Here is an 18,415-nt window from a genome sequence, read left to right as displayed (position 1 = left end):
TTGCTATTATTTACCCGGCGTGGCAGTTGCCTGCAACAGGAAATCATATAAATTCTTTTCTGCAGGTATATCCAGTTTTTTCCGTAACCGGTACCGGCTGGTTTCTACACCTCTTGCAGAAATGCCCATGGACTGGGCTATTTCTTTGGTGGTGAGATTGATTCGTAGGTAGGCACATAGCTTCAGGTCGGTGGTACTGAGTTTGGGAAATTGTTTTTTTAGGGATAACAGAAAGTTATTGTGTACTTCATCGAAGTGCCGGGAAAAATGTTCCCAATCTTCTTCATTATTTTCTGCTTCTTCAAACAATCGCAATACTTTTTTAAAGTTGGGCATTTGCGCCGGCTCACTGGTTTTATTGATGCTTTCCAATAAAGTTTCTTTTATATGCGACAATATCTTCCCCTTCTGGACAATGTTCATGGCGGCTGTAGCCAGTTCTTTGTTTTTATGCAGCACATCATCCTGAAGTTTTTCATTACGTAGTTTGACCAATTGCATTTCATTGCGTTCCAGTTCCAGTTGATGGCGGATGATGAGTTGTTCCTGTTCTTTTCTGTGCTGTAATTGCTGTGTAGCCAGACGCTGCTGTTGTCTGCAATAAATGTAATACAAGAAGACGACTAACAGCAATAAATACACGATTCGTGCGAAGGTAGTCTGGTACCAGGCTGGCCATATAATGAATTGGAAGGCGGCAGCAGCAGAGGTATGTCCGAGGTTATCCCTGGCGTATACTTTAAAAGTATAATGCCCGGGTAATAGGTTGGTATACTCTTTCTCTGTTTTAGAAGACCATTCAGAGGGCTGTGCGTCGTTGCCCACCAATTGATAGCTATAGGTGACATTATCGCTTTGGTCTGCGCCAGGGGAAGCATACTCAAAATGGTAGTTGCTATAATAGTAGGGTAGTTGTATGGGATGAGCCGGTGTGCTGCTACTATAGCCGCCAGCCAGTATGCTGTCTTTTTTACCGCCGGCCAGTACTTTTCCCAGCAATACGGTGGGGCGGCTGGTCGACTGGGTATATTTTGTATAGTTGAGGTGAAAAATACCTTTGTCTCCACCAATAAAAATATTTTGGGAATCATAAGGATAAATGAATTCAAATCCGCTGATGATCCTGCCGGTTAATTCAGGAAAATAAGTGATGGTATGGCGTTTGATATCTGCCACGCCAGTTTTTTTGTCTGATATAAACCAGATATTTCCGTGTTGGTCTTCTTTCATATACTGTATGGCGGTCTGTTGGAACAATGACGCATATTTGGGGGAAGGGCTAAAGCGTTGCCGGATGCGGTCGAATTCATATATGCCTTGTTGCGTGGCGGCCAACATCTGCCCTTGTATATAAAATACATAGTTGTTATAATCGGAAGGCAGTCCGTCTTTGGCCGTAAATAATTTGAACTGCAGGGAGGTATCAGGGAGTAGGGTAATATGGTAAATGCCCCGGTAAGGGTGGGAGGTCCACACCTGATGTGCATTGTCTGGCGCCAGGAATCGCAGAGACTCATACAAGCCAGGAATATGTGATTTTATTGCGACCGGACTACTTTCCAGGTTCATATAGGCTAAACCGTTATAACAACCTGTGAGCATGCTTTTGGTCATTGGCAGGTAGCTCCAGCAGCCAATATCTTTTAATAGTGGGATAGCTTTCCCGTGGCTGATTTCGAAAGTGCCTTCATGGTGCCCCATGAGTAGCCGCCCGTAGGCCACAGAGAGATGCCATACCTGTCCTTTGGTATTGGCTACGGGTTGGAAATAACCTTTAGAGAGACTGATATCAGAAACGCTGTCTAGTCCGGAAGCATATAAGCCGTCGCTGGTGCCGATGTAAAGGGTACGCTGATGTACCAGGGCAGCATAGGAGCCCAGCAGGTTGCGGTGGTCTGGTGTAATGTGCCGGATGGCGGCATTATATTGGAGCTGGTCTATACCATTGTCCAGCGCCAGCCAGATATGTTGCCGCCGGTCGCTGAATATCCTCAGTACATTGTTGTTTTGCAGTCCTTCGTCGCGGGTAAACTGCTGTACAATAGCACCCGTGTAGCCGTTCACGATATAGCAGCCCCTGGAGAAAGTGCCCACTGCCAATTGGGAAGGATTGATGCGCACTGCACAATAGATGCGGTTACTGCGGAAAGCTGTATCTGCCTCGGTATGTAGCGGGAGTAATTGCCCGCGAACGATATGGAATAGTCCATCTTTAAGGGTGGCTACCAGGAGGGTGTCTTGCCGGGATTCTATGATAGCGGTGATCAGTTTATTTCCCAGATTAGTACAGATAGGCTGCCACTGGCCATTTTCCAGTTTCAGTAACCCTTCCCGCCGGTCTTGTGCAAAGAGGCCGCCGCTGGTGGCTCCCAGTATTTTCCATTCTACAGGGGCATTAAATACTTTCACTTGCTGGTGGTCGTAATCAAATATTTTGTTGTTGCTTCTAAAAAATACATGGTGTTGATAAAACACAATGTTCCATATATCGGCAAACTGTTGCCGGTCGGGAATAATATTTTTGAGGGAAGTATACTGCAGTATTCCCCGTTGGTTTGCCTGGTAGTAACCGAATTCGTCCTGGGCGCCTATATAAATGCGTTGGTCTGCGTCTATTTTTACAGACCGTAACCGGGTATTGTTAGGTACTGGCAATAAGTTCCAGGTGTTGCCATTGAATGTGATCAATCCTTCATTGTTGGCAAAGTACAGGATGCCATTTTGGTCGGTGTCAATATCCCAGGTTTGCCCGTTTCCCTGGTATTTTGTTTTGTCGTAGTTGATGATGGCTGGCAGGCCGATCGTGTTTTGTGAATGTAGGGAACTCCATGGCAATAAGGTAATCAGGAAGAAAAGATATTTGCTGCAAGACATATGGTTTGTTTAAAACGTGGGGGTGGATGTGCTAGATTTTTATTGTTAATCAATTTTTTGTGCTGCAATGAAGTAGAAAAGACGTATGTCCGTATAGGTAATTATTCGATCTGAATACAGACATTAGTGGTACTAGAAAAATTTATAAAAAGATAAGTATTGCCCGGCAAATTTTTATCAAACTGCTTTAAAATATCATCACCCCGCTTTTTTCACATTAATAATTGTAAATTCCATGAAAGAAAAATTCTTCTGCATGGGGGCGTTGCTGCTAGTATTGTTAACTTCTTGCACAAAGACCTCCGAAAAAAAAGATACCCTCCAACCCATCAACGGAACAAAAAATGCCGTAGTAGCGGCCGCCGCTGCTTATACACTCATCTGGTCAGATGAATTTAACGGTAGCAGCGTTAATACCAACAACTGGACATTTGAAACCGGCCCGGGAGTAAACAACGAAAAGGAATATTACCAGGCCTCCAATGCTACTGTAAGCAATGGTAATCTGGTAATTACCGCTAAAAAACAAACCGTAAACGGTTGGCCCTATACTTCTGCACGTATGAATACTGCAGGACATTTTACTACCCAATACGGCCGTATAGAAGCCCGTATTAAGCTTACTTCCGGACAAGGTTTATGGCCGGCATTCTGGATGCTGGGCAACAACATTGGCTCCGTGGGCTGGCCTAAATGCGGGGAAATAGATATCATGGAGCGTGTTAATACCAGCAATACTATTTATGGCACGATCCATTGGGATGCCAATGGGCATGTATCCTATGGTGGTACTACTACTACTACGCCAGACGATTACCACGTATATGCGGTAGAGTGGGATGCCAATGGTATCCGCTGGTATGTAGATGATAACCAGTACGCTACTGCTAATATTCAAAATAATATCAACAGCACAGAAGAATTCCATAATCCCTTCTTCATTATTCTTAATCTGGCAGTAGCCGGCGATTTCCCTGGTCAAACAGTAGATGAGAGTAAGCTGCCTGCCAGCATGTACGTAGATTACGTAAGGGTATATGCTATTTCAGCCGGCGGCGGTGGTGGTACAGCGCCAATTGGGTCTACTATTACCCTTAAAGGATTTAATAATGCTTATGTGAGCGGTGAAAACGGTACTCAGGCCATGACCTGCACCCGCACTACTGCACAGGCATGGGAACAATTTACGGTAGAAGACGCTGGTGGAGGAAAAATTGCCCTGAAATCGCAAGGTAAATACGTGTCTTCCGAAAATGGCGTTAACCCGATCACCTGCAGCCGTACTACTATAAGCGACTGGGAAAAATGGGACTGGTTAGTGAATGCAGATGGTACCGTATCCTTCCGTGGTAATAACGGACGTTACATTTCCTGTGAAAACGGTACCCAGGCCATGACCTGTAATCGTACTACCATTTCTGGATGGGAAGCTTTTCACGTGCAATAATATAATCTGTTAGGGAATATAATCTGTTAGGGGTGATGACCAGCCGGCTGTTTTCTCAGCCGGCTTTTTTATGCCTGAGCCGCCCCTACCAGGGAAAAAAATCCTGTTGAAGACGAAAAAGGTGCATTGGTCGTTTTCGTGGGGGAGACTACATTTGAGCTGTCAACGAATTACAGTAATCATGCTATAAATGCAACATAATGAAAGCACAATTCATTTTACGTAAAATAGCAGGCTTGTTTTGCTTACTGGTGATCACCGTGGCCGTGCAGGCACAGGTAACCGATCCTTCCAATGATCCACATATCGATAAACAGGTGCAAGCCTTTTTGAAAGCGCTTAATTCAGGAAATGGCAAACCAATTGAACAGCTTTCTCCAGCCGATGCAAGGGCTGTTCTGGTAAATGCGCAATCTTCCGTAAAAGTGGATTTATCAGGTATTACCGTTACAGAGAAAACTATCAGCGAAGATGGTATGACGATTAAACTGAATATTGTGAAGCCTGCTAATGAGAAAGGCGTTTTACCGGTATTCATGTTTTTTCATGGCGGCGGATGGGTATTAGGCGATTTTCCTACCCATGAACGGCTGGTCCGCGACTTGGTGGTGGAATCCGGATTGGCGGCAGTTTTTGTAAACTATACGCCTTCGCCGGAAGCCCGCTACCCCGTAGCGATTAACCAGGCATATGCCGCTACCAAATGGGTAGCTGCCCACGGTAATGAAATCGGTGTAAATGGAAAAGATCTCGCAGTAGTGGGAAATAGCGTGGGCGGTAATATGGCGGCTGTAGTTGCATTGATGGCAAAAGACAAAAAAGGCCCGCATATAAAGTTACAGGTCCTTTTTTGGCCCGTTACTGACGCAAACTTTGAAACAGGCTCTTACCATCAGTATGCTGAAAAAAGGTTTCTTACCCGGAATATGATGATATGGTTTTGGAACAATTATGCTCCAGACGCAAATAAACGTAAAGAAATATATGCTTCCCCGCTGCAAGCCAGCATTGAACAACTGAAAGGGCTTCCTCCTGCATTGGTAGAAGTGGCAGAAAATGACGTGCTGCGCGATGAGGGAGAAGCATACGCAAGGAAGATGGATCAGGCTGGCGTAAAGGTAGTTTCAGTGCGGTATAACGGCATGATCCATGACTGGGGGATGTTAAATGCCCTGGCTACTGTGCCTGGTACCCGCGCATGTATCATGCTGTCTGCAGCAGCATTAAAGAAGGCTTTGAAATAATAATAGCAGCGACCCTATAAATAGGGGTTTCTGCGCTGCAATCTGAATTTTTGCGGTGAAACGTCCACATGTTTTGAAAAGAAACGTATGAAATAGGATATATCCTCGTACCCGAGTTTATATCCTATTTCTTTTACGCTTAGTAGAGTATATGAAAGCAACTGCTTGGCTTCAAGTAAAATTCTGTTTTTAATGATTTGATTGGGGGTAGCGTTGAAGTATTTAGTCATGCATTTATTGAGCGATTTAGCAGAGATGTGCAGTAGTTCAGCGTATTCCGCTACCGTGTGGTAATGTGTGTAATGTATATCCACCAGTTGGTTGAATTTTTTCCAGAACTCAGTGTATTTGTTAGCGGGTTGGTTAACGCACAAATAGGTTTCCTGCGCTATCCTGATGCATTTTATGGTCAGCTGTTTTATAAGTGCATATAACATGCCTTCCATGGCCGGCCCTTTGTGTTCCAGTTCCGATTGTATTTCCAGAAAAATCGTTTGTATGCCGGGTGAAATTCCTTCCGGAAGAAATATAGGGTGTTCAAATGGAGGGTGGTCATATATGTCCTGAGGGTAAAAATGTGGGTTGTAGAAGATGATATTACCGTTGCAGCTGCTATTGAATTGATGGGACAGTCCTGCATTGATAAAAAAAAGAGCATCCTGCTGCGGTTCAAATTTTTTGCAATCGATACTGATGCTTCCGCCAGCAGCAATGAAGGCAATTTTTATGAAATCATCCAGCTCTCTGCTGTGAAGCTGCTCCATGGCAGCAGGTTGAATGGGAATGAATCCTACCTTTTCCATGACAAGAGACTTTTGCGTTGCTGGCTAAACCGTAGCCGGCAATGTAATTTACCTTAAAAAAGTACACTTGTATATATATTATCTTGTTTGTATGTGATTAAGTTAGATGGGTTAGTATTATTAGTATATGCAACCTCCCCTGTCATATAGCCAGCTACGTTAGTTTGCAAAAAACAAATACGCTGTAATCATACCCCGATATCAGGCCCGGATTGAACTAAACAGATAGCTGGTTGTTTAGTTAGTTGTGTTTATGGTAGATGCTTTCACGAGGAATATCCGGATTGATCGTTCTGTAGGTCTTCCCTCCGGAAAAATACACCTAATGATGATGAAACAATTGCACATTTATCTTTTTGTGGCAACGGTGGCAGGTATAAGCGCCTGTAACCATAAACATGGCAACAGCGCACCGGAAGATAGTGAGCCCGTGCCGGTGATAACCATGAAGATCGAAAAGAGAATGGTGGAGGATCAAATATCCATTAGTGGCAACATTGAAGGGGATAAAACGGTACGTTTGGGATTCCAGGTAGCGGGGAAAATAAACTATATCGCCGCCAGCGAAGGGCAACAGGTTGCCAAAGGAATACTGTTATCCAGCCTCGAACCTACCAACTACAGTATCGCCAGGGATATGGCGCAGGCACAACTTAACCAGGCTAAAGATGAATATGCTAGATTGAAGATCATGCACGACCGCCAAAGCCTCAGTGAAAGCGATTTTGCAAAAATCACGCATACACTGGAACAGGCGGAAGCCCAGCAAAAACTACAAACTAAAAATCTGGCGGATACCCGTTTATATTCCCCTATCACCGGCGTATTGCTTCGCAAAAATGCAGAGGTAGGAGAGATAGTAGGTACGGGAACGCCTGTATTTGTATTGTCTGATATCAGTACTGTAAAAGTAAACGCTTATATCCCCGAAAATGAACTACATAAGATACGGATCGGACAGGAGGCCAGCGTATATATTTCCTCTGTTAACAATTCCTTCAACGGAAAAATTATAGAGGTAGGATCAGCGGCAGATCCTACTTCACGGGCTTTTACCGTGAAGATACAGATTCCTAACCCTCAATTGCTTATCAGGCCAGGTATGATTGCAGAGGTGAAAATAGATCCTGGCGGCGACCGGACCTTACTGACTGTGCCAACAGAAGCAGTCTTGAAAAATCTGAATAACCAGAACATCGTATATGTGGCCGACTTGGATAAGAAGAGGGCGTACGTCCGTAAGGTAAGTATCGGACAGTTTACAGATAATTATATCGAAATACTTTCAGGACTCAATCCTGGTGAAATTATTGTTACCGCTGGGCAGAACAAACTTACCGACGGCGCTCCCATCACGGAAAATAAATAGAAGGGTAGCATTCAACGAACTTAACATATTGTAAGATGAACTTTGTACAAGCGTCTTTAAAATATAAACAGGTTACGCTTTCTGTACTTTTCCTGCTATTTGCGCTGGGCGTAAATTCATTGCTCACGATGCCCCGGCGGGAAGATCCCAGGATAACAGTGCGCCAGGGGCTGATCATCGCCTATTTTCCTGGCGCTAACTCCGAACAGGTAGAAGACCAGGTTACCAGAAAGCTGGAACAATACCTGTTCCAGTACGCAGAGATCAACAAGGCCAAAACTTATTCTACTTCCAGCGATGGCATGGTGGTAGTCAACGTAGAATTAGGAGAACATGTAAAGGAGCCGGATATTTTCTGGAACAAACTAAGGCACCAGCTATTGATAGCAAAGGAAATGGACCTGCCCAAAGGCGTACAAGGCCCCATCGTGGATTCAGACTTCGGCGATACGGAAGCGCTGGTAATCGGTGTTATGAGCAATAATGCCAGTTATTTGCAAATGAAAGATTACGTCCGCAAATTGGAAGATGCGATCCGTACCCTGCCGGCTACGTCTAAGCTTAAACGGATAGGCGAACAAAAAGAGCAGATCACTGTGAGCTCCAACTCTGAGAAGTTATCTCAGTACGGGATCAGCATCGGGCAGGTGATGAAGATATTACAGAGCCAAAATAATATCAGCGCTACGGGGGATTTAAAAACAGGCTACAATAAGGCGCCACTTTATACGGAAGGCTATTATACTTCCGAAAATGAAATCGCTAATCAGATAGTAGGCACTTCCCAAACAGGGGAGATCGTTCATTTGGGAGATGTGGCCACCTTAACCCGGTCTTATGAAGACCCTACGTCTATTACCACGGTGAACGGCAATAAGGCGATGATGCTGGCCATTCAGATGCTGGAAGGAAATAATATTGTGAAATACGGCGCCGCTGTACAGGAGAAGGTACGGCAGGTACAGGCGCTATTGCCGGCAGATGTGAAGATCGCCACCATTGTGAACCAGCCGAGGATGGTGGATCTAAATGTATCGCACTTTATACGGGAGTTTTTCCTGGCCATTATTTCGGTAATTGTGGTGATTATATTGCTATTGCCTTTCCGCATTGCTATGGTAGCTGCAATGGCAATTCCTATGACGGTTTCCATCACCTTTGCCCTCATGCATACCTTTGGCATAGAATTGCACCAGGTGTCTTTGGCCGCGTTGATCGTAGTATTGGGAATGGTTGTGGATGATGCCATTGTGATAGCCGACAATTACGTAGAGCTGCTCGATGAAGGAACAGACCGGTGGACGGCCGCCTGGCGCAGCGCCAGCGATCTGGTGATACCAGTACTGACGGCTACTATTACCATCATCGCTTCTTTTATGCCCATGATCTTCCTGACCGGGGCGGTAGGGGAGTTCATCAAAGCATTGCCACTCACCGTGGCTATTGCCCTCGGCTCTTCTTTTTTAGTGGCGATGGTGCTTACGCCTATGTTGTGTTATACGTTTATCCATCAGGGTTTGCATCGTCAGAATGGCCATTCAGATAGCCCTACGCCCAAACGGTCGCTGCTCGACCGCATGCAGCAACGCTACGACGTGACCCTGAAATGGTGCGTAGCCCATCCTGTGCTCACTGTAACCGGTAGCCTTTGCACTATCCTGCTGGCAGGATTATTATATTTCAAAGGGATCAGGGAACAGTTTTTTCCAGCGGCAGAAAGGAATCAATTGGTAGTGGAATTGTGGATGCCTACCGGCGCCCGTCTCGAAAAAACAAAAAACGCCATCCTGAAAGCGCAGGCCGTAATCCAGGCCGATAAACGGGTAGTCTCTTTCGCCACCTTTATTGGCGCCAGCGCTCCCCGTTTCTATTATAATTTCTCCCCTGAGGTGCCAGTACCTAACTATGCGCAAATATTAGTGAATACCACTAATGAAGCTACCACCAATGCGCTGTATGCAGACCTGTACAAAATAGTGGACACACTAGTCCCAGAAGGCACAGTGCAGGTAAAGTTAATGCAACAAGGACAACCCCTCAAGTCGCCGGTAGAAGTACGTATCATTGGTGATAATATTCAGCGGTTGGAGGAAATTGCTGCCAGGGTGGAAGCAATTATAAAGAAAAAACCCGGCAGTAAGCTGGTGCGCAACGATTATAAGGAGGCCTACTATGGCATAAGTATACAACTAAATGAAGATGCCAGCAGGTTAGGGTTTACAACAACCAGCATTTCCCAGTCAATTTATACCGGCTTTGCCGGCGCCCCCGTTTCTACTATGTATGAAGGAAATGAACCAGTAGACATTGTATTGAGGTTAGATGAGCAGAAGCGGCGGTCTACTAACGATCTCATTAATACTTATGTACAATCGCCGGTAACTGAAGCTACTGTACCGTTAAGACAGTTGGCTACTCTCAGCCCGCAGTGGTATCCAGGAAATATTGTAAGGCGCAACGGAGTGCGTACCCTTACTGTGCAAAGCGAAACCAGCACGGGTACCCTGCCCTCTGAACTATTAGCTGCCATACGGCCCGATATTGCTAAAATTCCCTTGCCAGTAGGCTATTATATTGAATATGGGGGAGAATATGCTAACCAGGAAGAAACATTCGGGCAAATGATACAGGTATTGGGCATCAGCCTGGTAGCTATTTTTCTGGTGCTGTTGGTACAGTTCCGGAACCTGAAGGAAGTGGTAATAGTGATGTTAACGATCCCGCTGAGTCTTTTTGGCGCTATGCTGGGATTGTTTATTACCGGCAATAATTTCAGCTTTACTGCATTTGTAGGATTGATTAGCTTATCCGGCATTGTAGTGCGCAATGCCATTATACTATTAGACCATACCAATGAACTGATTAGGCTCCATGGCATGGATTGTAAAACAGCTGCATTGGAATCAGGGAAACGGCGTTTGCGGCCGATTTTCCTAACTGCTATGGCGGCTGCTATAGGAGTACTTCCTATGATCCTGTCTGGTTCTCCGATGTGGAGTCCTTTGGCCAGTGTAATTGCTGTGGGGGTGATATGGAGCATGCTGATGGCATTGCTTACAGTACCCGTGCTGTATACTATGTGGATGAAACCACCCAGAGAGAAAACACCATTGGCTAACCCTCAACAACATACACTATGAAAGCGAGGATATTCCTGTTATGGGCGTTGTGGTGGGGTGGTAATTACCTCTATGCCCAGCAACCGGTATTTAGCCTGGATCAGGCGATAGATACGGCGCTGGCCAACAACCGGCAGCTGAAAATAAAATCATTGCAGGTAACAGAAAAAGAAGCTAAAGTAAGGGAAGATAGGATCAGGGCCTATCCATCGTTTGCTATCAATAGCGCTTATCTTTATAATGCAAATATTGCCGAGCTCTCTATTCCCCAGGGATCGTTGGGGGTGTTGCCTTTACCCACCGGTAATGTTCCACTGCCTGATAAAACGTTGGATATCAATTTGGGTAATCATAGTACTTTTCTTGCTGGCGCTGGTATCTATCAACCCATTACCCAACTCTCCAAAATAAAAACAGGCATACAGTTATCGCGTACGGAGGTAGCTATCTCCAGGCAGGAAAGGAATAAGGCGGCTATTCAGATCCGGAAGTCGGTAGAATCAGTATTTTATGGCATATTGATCACCCGGAAGCAAGAAGAAGAAGAACAGGCAAAAATAGCCCTGGCCGCGATTAAGTTATATGATGTGCAAAGCGCGCTGTTATCCGGTAAAACAATTGAAGTGAATGAAGCGGGGCTGAAAGCTAACCTGGCCGATGAGCAACAGCACCTGCTCAAGTTACAGATACAGGAAGAAGATTACCTGGCAGATTTTAGGTACCTGGTACAGGTAGACAGTGCAGATGTTCGTCCGTTGGAGGCAGATGAAGCACCGCCTGTTAATATAAAGGATATAGCTGAATTGCAGTCGATGGCTGCGGCCAACAACGCGGATATCCAGATGGCGGTATTAACGCATGCAAAAAGTGAATTAGGTATCAAGGCGGCTAAACAGAGCTATCGACCGGATGTTGGCATAGTGGCTGGATATTCGTATCTAAAAGGAAATGTCGTATTCCCGGAAAGTAACCCGTATGCAGGTGTGCTGTTTATCTGGAATATCCAACAATTGTTCAGCAATAAGCAGGTGTTGAACCAGCGTAATTTAGCGGAGCAGGAGGCAGCGCTTTCAGTAGCATTAGCTACTGAAAGCGTGAATAAAGATATCGCAGCAGTCTGCCGGAAAATCAATCAGGCATTGCGTTTGGTAGCAGTGGCACAAAAAGCCTATCAATATCGAAAGGAAGCACTGAAAGTAGAAGAAGATAAAAAGGCGGCGGGGTTAAACATCGCATCCGATATACTGAATGCCAAAGCTTCGCTGGCACAGGCAGCAGCGGATCTTTATGCTGCACAGCTCAACTACCGGTTGTCATTGTCTGATATGAAATACCTCACAGAAAAGTAAGTGCGTAACCATTAGTTCTATGCTTTCCTGCAGCATCACGTAAAACCAGTCTGCCCAACAACCTAACCAGTTAGCAAGCAATTCTAGTTGTGGACATATTTGCCCCTTAAAATGTACTACAGATATTTAACAGGCGTCAACCTTGTTGAAGAATAATGAGGCAGCATCAAAAGTAATTTTTACCTGATTTTATTCGGGTACCTGATGGAGATAAATCTCGTTTACTTCAAATTACTTTTGATACCTCCTCATTTTTTGTAAGCGGATTTAATGACTGAATTCTGTAAGTATCTTGTTGGTGAAGGCGCATTTGATCAACATGGCTGTATTACGGGCTTTTAGTTTTCCAAGTAGGTTGCGGCGATGACTATCTACCGTGTCTGTACTGATAAATAGTTTTTCAGCAATTTCATGATTGGTATGTCCGTTGGCAATGAGTGATAATACTTCCTTTTCCCTTTTGGTGATATGCGGTTGTGGCTTATCATTTTTAACGGATACTGTTTCCAGTGCTGAAGAGAGAAAAGTATGTCCGGCATATACAGTTTCGATAGCGGCTAACAGTTCTTCTTTGTCGGCGTTTTTGATCAGGCAGCCAGCTGCTCCGTGTGCCAGCATAGGAGATATGTTTAGGTCGTTTTTGCTATAGCTGAGCGCTAGTATTTTAATATGAGGATACAGTTGTTTGATAGTAGCGCATAAATTGGCACCATTATTATCTGGCAGGGCGGTATCCAATAATACTACATCTACTGCATGGTGGGCAAGTACATGGAGGCAGGAGGCGCCAGTACGGGATTCGCCTATTATCTCCAAATTATCTTCCAGGCTTAATAGCGATTTCAATCCTTCCAGTATCAATGGATGATCGTCTACAAAAAATAATCGGATCATGGTTTTCAGGTTTGTTGTATTACAGGTATGCAATTCGTTGGCACGACCATATCGGGTTTATCTGATGTAATAAAAATCGGGCGTTTATTTACTTTAGTCCTGTAATATAATAAAAAAACAAGGGAGTAATCATCGCAATGATCATTTAGTAGATAAGCATGGAAGCATTCCAGGCTGGTTTAATCTCTTCCTCCAGGAAGCTGATCAGTGCGAGCCCAATCCCTGTAATGCCTTCGAGCATATTATAACTCGCTATATATTCCGGATGGGAGTAGAATTTATAGCCTGCAGGGCCATCTGTCCAGGTATTCATTTGAAGGGTAATGTGCCACCATTCATCTGCACTTTGCTGCAGTAATACGTCGTTGGTATGGATGGCTGCCTGTTGCAGGATGTGTGCAATGCCTGCGCTGCCATGGCATAAGCAGGCGTCATGTACAGCCCCGTTTCTACGGTTGCGGTGCTGTGCGATGTGGCGGAATATATCATGTGCATATGCTTTGTAGGCTGCTTGCGACAAACGTTCCCCTACACCCCATAACATAGTGGCAATACCCAGATCGCCATAGCACCAGCCTAACCGGCTTTGTGCCTGGCCAGCATTTATTCCCAGTTCATCTACAATGACCGGAAATAAGGAGTTGTCTGGTGCGGATGATGCTTTCCTGGTACTCCACAGCCAATCAATGCTTTGTGTTATTAATGGCGATACGGTTGTTCTGGCAATACCATTTTCATATATGCGTGCCAGTATGGCAATGATGGAAGGTACGCCATGTGCTAATCCGAGGTTGAACAAGTGGTGGGTAGGTGCTTCCTGGCTTATGCTGGAGAAATGATCTTTCCAGGCAATACCGGTAGTAAGCGGAAACGATTGCGAAGCCAGTTGTTGCACCAGCTGCGCTAATTGTGTTTGGGCGATAGGAGCTGGTAAGCGGTGCAGGAAATACAAGGCTACACCTAGGCCCTGATGGAGGAAGTCCGTTCTACCTTCACGGATTTCTGTTTCCATAAAGGCAGCCAGCAATTGGTCTACTTCCGCGAAGGCATCATCCAGGTCTGTTTGCGCGATGAGTTCCAGTTCGGCCAGGTGTAGCAAGGTCCAGCCAATGCCTGCAATGCCGCTGCAGTGAGAGCCGTTAAGCCCCTCTTCAGATAACGCTTGTAAGCTTCTCTGCACAATGTGATAGGTGCGCTCTAAGTATATTTCATTGCTAGTGAGCTGGTAATAGTAAGCGTAAAATAAGGCGCTCCCGGTGTAGCCTCCCAGTAAGCCGGCATATTTATTTTCGGAGGTGAACTGATCCAGTTCTTTACAGATCTGTTGCAGGACTTGTACGGCCGTTTTTTTATCGTTCATATGCTGATGCGCATTGTGAATTAAAAATGGCAAAACATGTACATACAGGTACATGTTTTGCCAGCATATCGAGTTGTGAATGATTACAAAGACATACGCCGTGTACGTCTGTTCATAGAAAACTGTTGCCGTTTATTTTGTACAGCAATATAATTTATCTTAGAACCGGCAAACGTCTTCACTGCAGCGGGTATTACCCTGGCTCATACATGTAATCTTAATGGAAATTGAGTTGCCCAATATGTTGATGAACGCCTCATTGTCCAAATGCTTTTTACCGAGATGAGCTACTTTGATTTTACCGAGGCTCAGTTTTTTTTCAGCCGTTTTTTTCATTAAGAACAATTTTGATGATTAGAAACAGGTGTCTTTTGAAATAGGAGGTTGGCATTTGGCAAAAAGGCTGCAACCTGTATAGGTTGGGGCTTTCATGTCGATGTTGTCTTTACTGCTGCTTAATTTGGCAACTTTTACCTTGTTTAAGGTAAGCTTTTTTTCATTTGTTTTTCTCATAACCATTGTTTGTGTTGATTAAAAAAGATCTTTCAATGCAGACAGAGTTGACCGGTATATTTGAGGATGTCAGAATATAAAAACAGGTTTCATTCATTGCAGGACCTGGCATAAAAGTAGGAAGAAAGAAAAATAGAAAAGACCACGTAAAAACGTGATTTTTTAAGTAGATGTTTAAACGTATATTTTACCTGTTTTACGGGATATTCATTCCCTCTGTAAAAAATTACCTTCATTTTTTAATGACGTGAATGAACCATGATCAGCACAGAAAATTTTTATGTAGTAAGGATACCTCTATTGCCTGTTGATTTTACGGACCAACTGCAGCAGCTTACGCCACAAACCATGGCGCCGGCCATGAAGAATATTTTTAAAGATGCCAGCTTGCAGAATGCTATTTATATAGCGTCTCCGGAGCTGTACCAGGAATTATCAAAATGGCAGCAAGGGGTATTCTTGCAAGAGAAAGATATTCATAAATTATCTGCCGCTTTGTATCGCTATCTGCTGCGGATGAGCAGCAGGTGCACGCCTTATGGTCTTTTTGCCGGCTGCGCTACCGGCGCGCCTGGCCAGCATACCCATATTGCATTACAGCCCGTTACTGCACACTATCAGCATTGCCGGCTAGATATGAATTATGTGGCAGAACTGGCAGCAGCGATTACAGCGATACCTGCTATAAGGGAACAATTGGCCTTTTTTCCTAATAATGCTATATACAGATCAGGTAACCGTTACAGATATGCTGCTTATAATATTAAGAATAAATTCAGGAACTATTATCTCACTGCAGTAAATGCCAGCGCTTATTTAACGGTTATTTTGGAGAGGGCGGCAGGTGGTGCCACGTTAATGGATCTACGTAATAGTATTGTCAGCGAAACAGAAAATATTACCGTAGAAGAAGCAGGGGTATTTGTAGAAGAATTGATCCAGCAGCAATTATTGGTGAGTGAACTTGAGCCTACTGTAACCGGTGAAGAGTTCTTTACCTATTTTGTGGACCGCCTCGCGGCATTGGAGCACAGCGGGGAAATAGTGGCTTTGCTGCGGCAAATCCAATCTTTATTACAAACGCCGGGTATTGATAGCTATATCAGGATACACCAGATTGTAAAATCGATGCTGCAGGAAACCAGTAGTAAAGACCTGCTGCAAACAGATCTTTTTTTGGCGACTACCGGTAATCAGATTAGCCGCCAGGTAATAGACGATCTCATTGCGCAAACAGCGCAGTTATTGAAGCTGGCCCGTTCTGGTTTCAGTAATGATTTACAAGATTTTTGTACCGCTTTTAACGCCCGGTACGAAGAACAGGAGATACCGTTAACCTGGGCACTGGATGTGGAAAGTGGTATTGGCTACGGTGGTCGGGCAGGAGGCTCAGACCATGCACCCCTGGTGGATGATTTACGGATAACGCCAAAAAATAAACATGAAACTATTGTTCGCAGTAAGTGGCTCGATTTTCAGCAAGAGCAGTTGAAAGCCTGCTTACAGGCTCAGGAGATGGAAATAAATATCAGTGAAATACAGCTGGAAGCACTCAAAGAACCGGATACGCCTGTGTTGCCTGCCAGCATGTACCTAATGGGAAAATTGATGGGTAGCAGCGCCACGGCAATAGACGAAGGGGATTACCTGTTTGATATGAGCGGCTGTAGTGGCCCTTCTGCGGCAAATCTGCTGGGTCGGTTCTGTCATGGCGATGAGCGCTTGCACCAGCAGGTGCAAACTATGCTAAGGGCAGAAGAAGCACAAGCACCGGAGCGGATCTTTGCGGAAATCGTTCACCTGCCAGAGTCCAGAACAGGAAATATTTTACTGCGACCACGATTACGACCCTACGAAATTGTATACCTGGCTAACAGTCATACGCCGGCAGAATACCAGCTACCGGTAACAGACCTCATGGTAAGCGTCCGGCAAGGACGGGTAGTATTGCGATCTGCGAAACTCAATAAGATAATTGTACCGAGGCTAAGTACAGCGCATAATTTCCGGAATGGGCTGCCTGTTTACCGTTTCCTGTGTGATTTGCAGTTCCAGGAGTATAACACTGGGTTTTCGTGGCATTGGCAATTGCCAACGCCGCAAGATTTCCTTCCCAGGGTGAAGTTTGGTAAAATAATACTTAGTAAATGCACCTGGCTGCTTCGTAAAAAGGATTTCCCCCAGCTGAAGGATAGGAGCGCCTTTGCTGCTGTTCGTCGGCAACGAAAGCTGCCTCGTTATGTGGTGATCGTAGAAGGAGATAATGAATTGTTGATAGACCTTGACAATGAAGCCTCTTTACAATTGCTGTTGGATGCCCTGCAAAAGTCGGAGCAACTTACTTTACAGGAATTTTTGCAAACCCCCGACCGCTGTTGGATAGAAGGTCCTGCTGGCAAGCACGCTAATGAATTGATATTACCACTGCGCCATATGGCTGCCAGAGTGGCTTCGCCTGCGCAGCCCGTTCCGGAAAACCGGATACCACAACGGCAATTTATCACGGGCAGCGAATGGTTATATGTGAAATTATATTGCGGTACACGCAGTGCAGAAGACGTATTGAAGGCAGTGATACGGCCGCTAACCCGGAGATGGATTGATGAGCAGGTAATTGACCACTGGTTTTTTATCCGTTATACAGATCCTGAACATCATATAAGGGTAAGGTTTCACCAGGGCGTTCATCCGGATTTCTGGAAAACGGTGCTGGAACAGTTATATGAAAATGTTGGGCAATTTGAAGGAAACGCACTGATACATCGTATACAAACAGATACCTATGAACGGGAATTGGAACGGTATGGCCTGTCAACAATGGCCCTAAGCGAGCATATCTTTTATTATGATAGTGAATGCGTGTTAGATCTGATCAATCTATTGGATGAAGATAGCGGGGAAACGTATCGTTGGATGCTGGGGCTCAGAGGTATTGATTCCCTATTGGACGCTTTTGATTATACGCTGGAGGAGAAAGCTAAGTACTTAAAATACCTGCAGCAGGGATTTTTTCAGGAGTTTGGAGGTGATAAGCCGTTGTTAGTGCAATTGAACGATAAATACCGGCAGGAAACTCGGCAGATATATAATATTTTAAATCCGGCGGTAGACAAGGAAAACGGTGTTGAAGAGGGAGTTGCCCTGTTGGAACAGCGCACCGCCCGAATCCGGCAGGCGGTAGCAAAGGAGCCGCCTTTTCAAAAAGATCAGCTACTGGGCAGCTATATCCATATGTTTTTGAATAGGTTACTATTGTCTAACCAACGGAAGCATGAGTTGGTAATGTACCATTTCCTAAGCCGGTATTACGAATCCAGGATGGCTATATTAAGGCAAAATAACCAGACAGACAGAACCATATCGGACAATTGAATAATTGGTGTATATATAAAAGATAGATAAACTGCTGCTTGTATAGTAGTCGCTATAAGCGCATTGGACTT

12 protein-coding genes are annotated in these 18,415 nt (G+C 44.8%); 6 read left to right on the top strand and 6 right to left on the bottom strand.

Annotated elements, in window-relative coordinates; all coding sequences use genetic code 11:
- Positions 1-6 precede the first annotated feature (6 nt).
- Positions 7-2,874, bottom strand: coding sequence for a triple tyrosine motif-containing protein (locus ACDQ55_RS16250; protein ID WP_420982507.1), 2,868 nt, complete (start codon positions 2,872-2,874; stop codon positions 7-9).
- A gap of 235 nt (positions 2,875-3,109) precedes the next feature.
- On the opposite strand from ACDQ55_RS16250, the gene ACDQ55_RS16245 reads away from it, so the two are divergent.
- Together ACDQ55_RS16245 and ACDQ55_RS16240 are read left to right on the top strand one after the other, a co-directional pair.
- Positions 3,110-4,321, top strand: a complete 1,212-nt coding sequence (locus tag ACDQ55_RS16245) for a family 16 glycosylhydrolase (protein WP_420982506.1) — start codon at positions 3,110-3,112, stop codon at positions 4,319-4,321.
- Between the two features lie 200 nt (positions 4,322-4,521).
- The gene (locus ACDQ55_RS16240) at positions 4,522-5,565 is read left to right on the top strand and encodes an alpha/beta hydrolase (protein ID WP_420982505.1); all 1,044 of its coding nucleotides are present in this window, start codon (positions 4,522-4,524) and stop codon (positions 5,563-5,565) included.
- Between the two features lie 14 nt (positions 5,566-5,579).
- Here the strand turns inward: ACDQ55_RS16240 and ACDQ55_RS16235 are convergent, their stop codons facing one another.
- Complete coding sequence (locus ACDQ55_RS16235) at positions 5,580-6,368, bottom strand: helix-turn-helix domain-containing protein (protein WP_420982504.1); 789 nt, start codon at positions 6,366-6,368, stop codon at positions 5,580-5,582.
- A gap of 325 nt (positions 6,369-6,693) precedes the next feature.
- Between ACDQ55_RS16235 and ACDQ55_RS16230 the strand changes: the two genes are divergently transcribed.
- The 3 genes from ACDQ55_RS16230 to ACDQ55_RS16220 are packed head-to-tail and all read left to right on the top strand — an operon-like array spanning position 6,694 to position 12,205.
- On the top strand, positions 6,694-7,737 hold the full coding sequence (locus ACDQ55_RS16230) for an efflux RND transporter periplasmic adaptor subunit (RefSeq protein ID WP_420982503.1): 1,044 nt from the start codon (positions 6,694-6,696) through the stop codon (positions 7,735-7,737).
- Positions 7,738-7,772: 35 nt separating this feature from the next.
- Positions 7,773-10,877 carry an efflux RND transporter permease subunit gene (locus tag ACDQ55_RS16225; protein ID WP_420982502.1) on the top strand — a complete coding sequence of 1,035 codons (3,105 nt, stop codon included), beginning with the start codon at positions 7,773-7,775 and terminating at the stop codon, positions 10,875-10,877.
- On the top strand, positions 10,874-12,205 hold the full coding sequence (locus ACDQ55_RS16220) for a TolC family protein (RefSeq protein WP_420982501.1): 1,332 nt from the start codon (positions 10,874-10,876) through the stop codon (positions 12,203-12,205). The genes ACDQ55_RS16225 and ACDQ55_RS16220 overlap by 4 nt, the downstream gene beginning before the upstream one ends.
- Before the next feature lie 267 nt (positions 12,206-12,472).
- On the opposite strand, the gene ACDQ55_RS16215 is transcribed toward ACDQ55_RS16220, so the two are convergent.
- The 4 genes from ACDQ55_RS16215 to ACDQ55_RS16200 form a co-directional block, all read right to left on the bottom strand.
- Positions 12,473-13,099 (bottom strand): response regulator, encoded by a 627-nt coding sequence (locus ACDQ55_RS16215; protein WP_420982500.1) that lies wholly within the window; start codon positions 13,097-13,099, stop codon positions 12,473-12,475.
- 145 nt (positions 13,100-13,244) lie between these two features.
- Positions 13,245-14,459, bottom strand: a complete 1,215-nt coding sequence (locus tag ACDQ55_RS16210; protein ID WP_420982499.1) for a lanthionine synthetase C family protein — start codon at positions 14,457-14,459, stop codon at positions 13,245-13,247.
- Between the two features lie 159 nt (positions 14,460-14,618).
- Entirely contained in the window at positions 14,619-14,795 is a 177-nt protein-coding gene (locus tag ACDQ55_RS16205; protein WP_420982498.1) for a hypothetical protein, read from the bottom strand.
- An 18-nt stretch (positions 14,796-14,813) separates the two neighbouring features.
- Positions 14,814-14,972, bottom strand: a complete 159-nt coding sequence (locus ACDQ55_RS16200) for a hypothetical protein (protein ID WP_420982497.1) — start codon at positions 14,970-14,972, stop codon at positions 14,814-14,816.
- Positions 14,973-15,230: 258 nt separating this feature from the next.
- On the opposite strand from ACDQ55_RS16200, the gene ACDQ55_RS16195 reads away from it, so the two are divergent.
- Entirely contained in the window at positions 15,231-18,344 is a 3,114-nt protein-coding gene (locus ACDQ55_RS16195; RefSeq protein ID WP_420982496.1) for a lantibiotic dehydratase, read from the top strand.
- The last annotated feature ends 71 nt before the right edge of the window (positions 18,345-18,415 follow it).

It is taken from the genome of Chitinophaga sp. 30R24, from assembly GCF_049056765.1.
GTDB lineage: Bacteria > Bacteroidota > Bacteroidia > Chitinophagales > Chitinophagaceae > Chitinophaga.
This window is presented reverse-complemented; position numbering and strand designations above follow the sequence as displayed.

Coding starts and splice junctions, on each gene's coding strand:
- ACDQ55_RS16205 (WP_420982498.1), bottom strand. CDS start 14,795: ATGAAAAAAACGGCTGAAAAAAAACTGAGCCTCGGTAAAATCAAAGTA.
- ACDQ55_RS16210 (WP_420982499.1), bottom strand. CDS start 14,459: ATGAACGATAAAAAAACGGCCGTACAAGTCCTGCAACAGATCTGTAAA.
- ACDQ55_RS16235 (WP_420982504.1), bottom strand. CDS start 6,368: ATGGAAAAGGTAGGATTCATTCCCATTCAACCTGCTGCCATGGAGCAG.
- ACDQ55_RS16230 (WP_420982503.1), top strand. CDS start 6,694: ATGATGATGAAACAATTGCACATTTATCTTTTTGTGGCAACGGTGGCA.
- ACDQ55_RS16200 (WP_420982497.1), bottom strand. CDS start 14,972: ATGAGAAAAACAAATGAAAAAAAGCTTACCTTAAACAAGGTAAAAGTT.
- ACDQ55_RS16245 (WP_420982506.1), top strand. CDS start 3,110: ATGAAAGAAAAATTCTTCTGCATGGGGGCGTTGCTGCTAGTATTGTTA.
- ACDQ55_RS16215 (WP_420982500.1), bottom strand. CDS start 13,099: ATGATCCGATTATTTTTTGTAGACGATCATCCATTGATACTGGAAGGA.
- ACDQ55_RS16225 (WP_420982502.1), top strand. CDS start 7,773: ATGAACTTTGTACAAGCGTCTTTAAAATATAAACAGGTTACGCTTTCT.
- ACDQ55_RS16250 (WP_420982507.1), bottom strand. CDS start 2,874: ATGTCTTGCAGCAAATATCTTTTCTTCCTGATTACCTTATTGCCATGG.
- ACDQ55_RS16240 (WP_420982505.1), top strand. CDS start 4,522: ATGAAAGCACAATTCATTTTACGTAAAATAGCAGGCTTGTTTTGCTTA.
- ACDQ55_RS16195 (WP_420982496.1), top strand. CDS start 15,231: ATGATCAGCACAGAAAATTTTTATGTAGTAAGGATACCTCTATTGCCT.
- ACDQ55_RS16220 (WP_420982501.1), top strand. CDS start 10,874: ATGAAAGCGAGGATATTCCTGTTATGGGCGTTGTGGTGGGGTGGTAAT.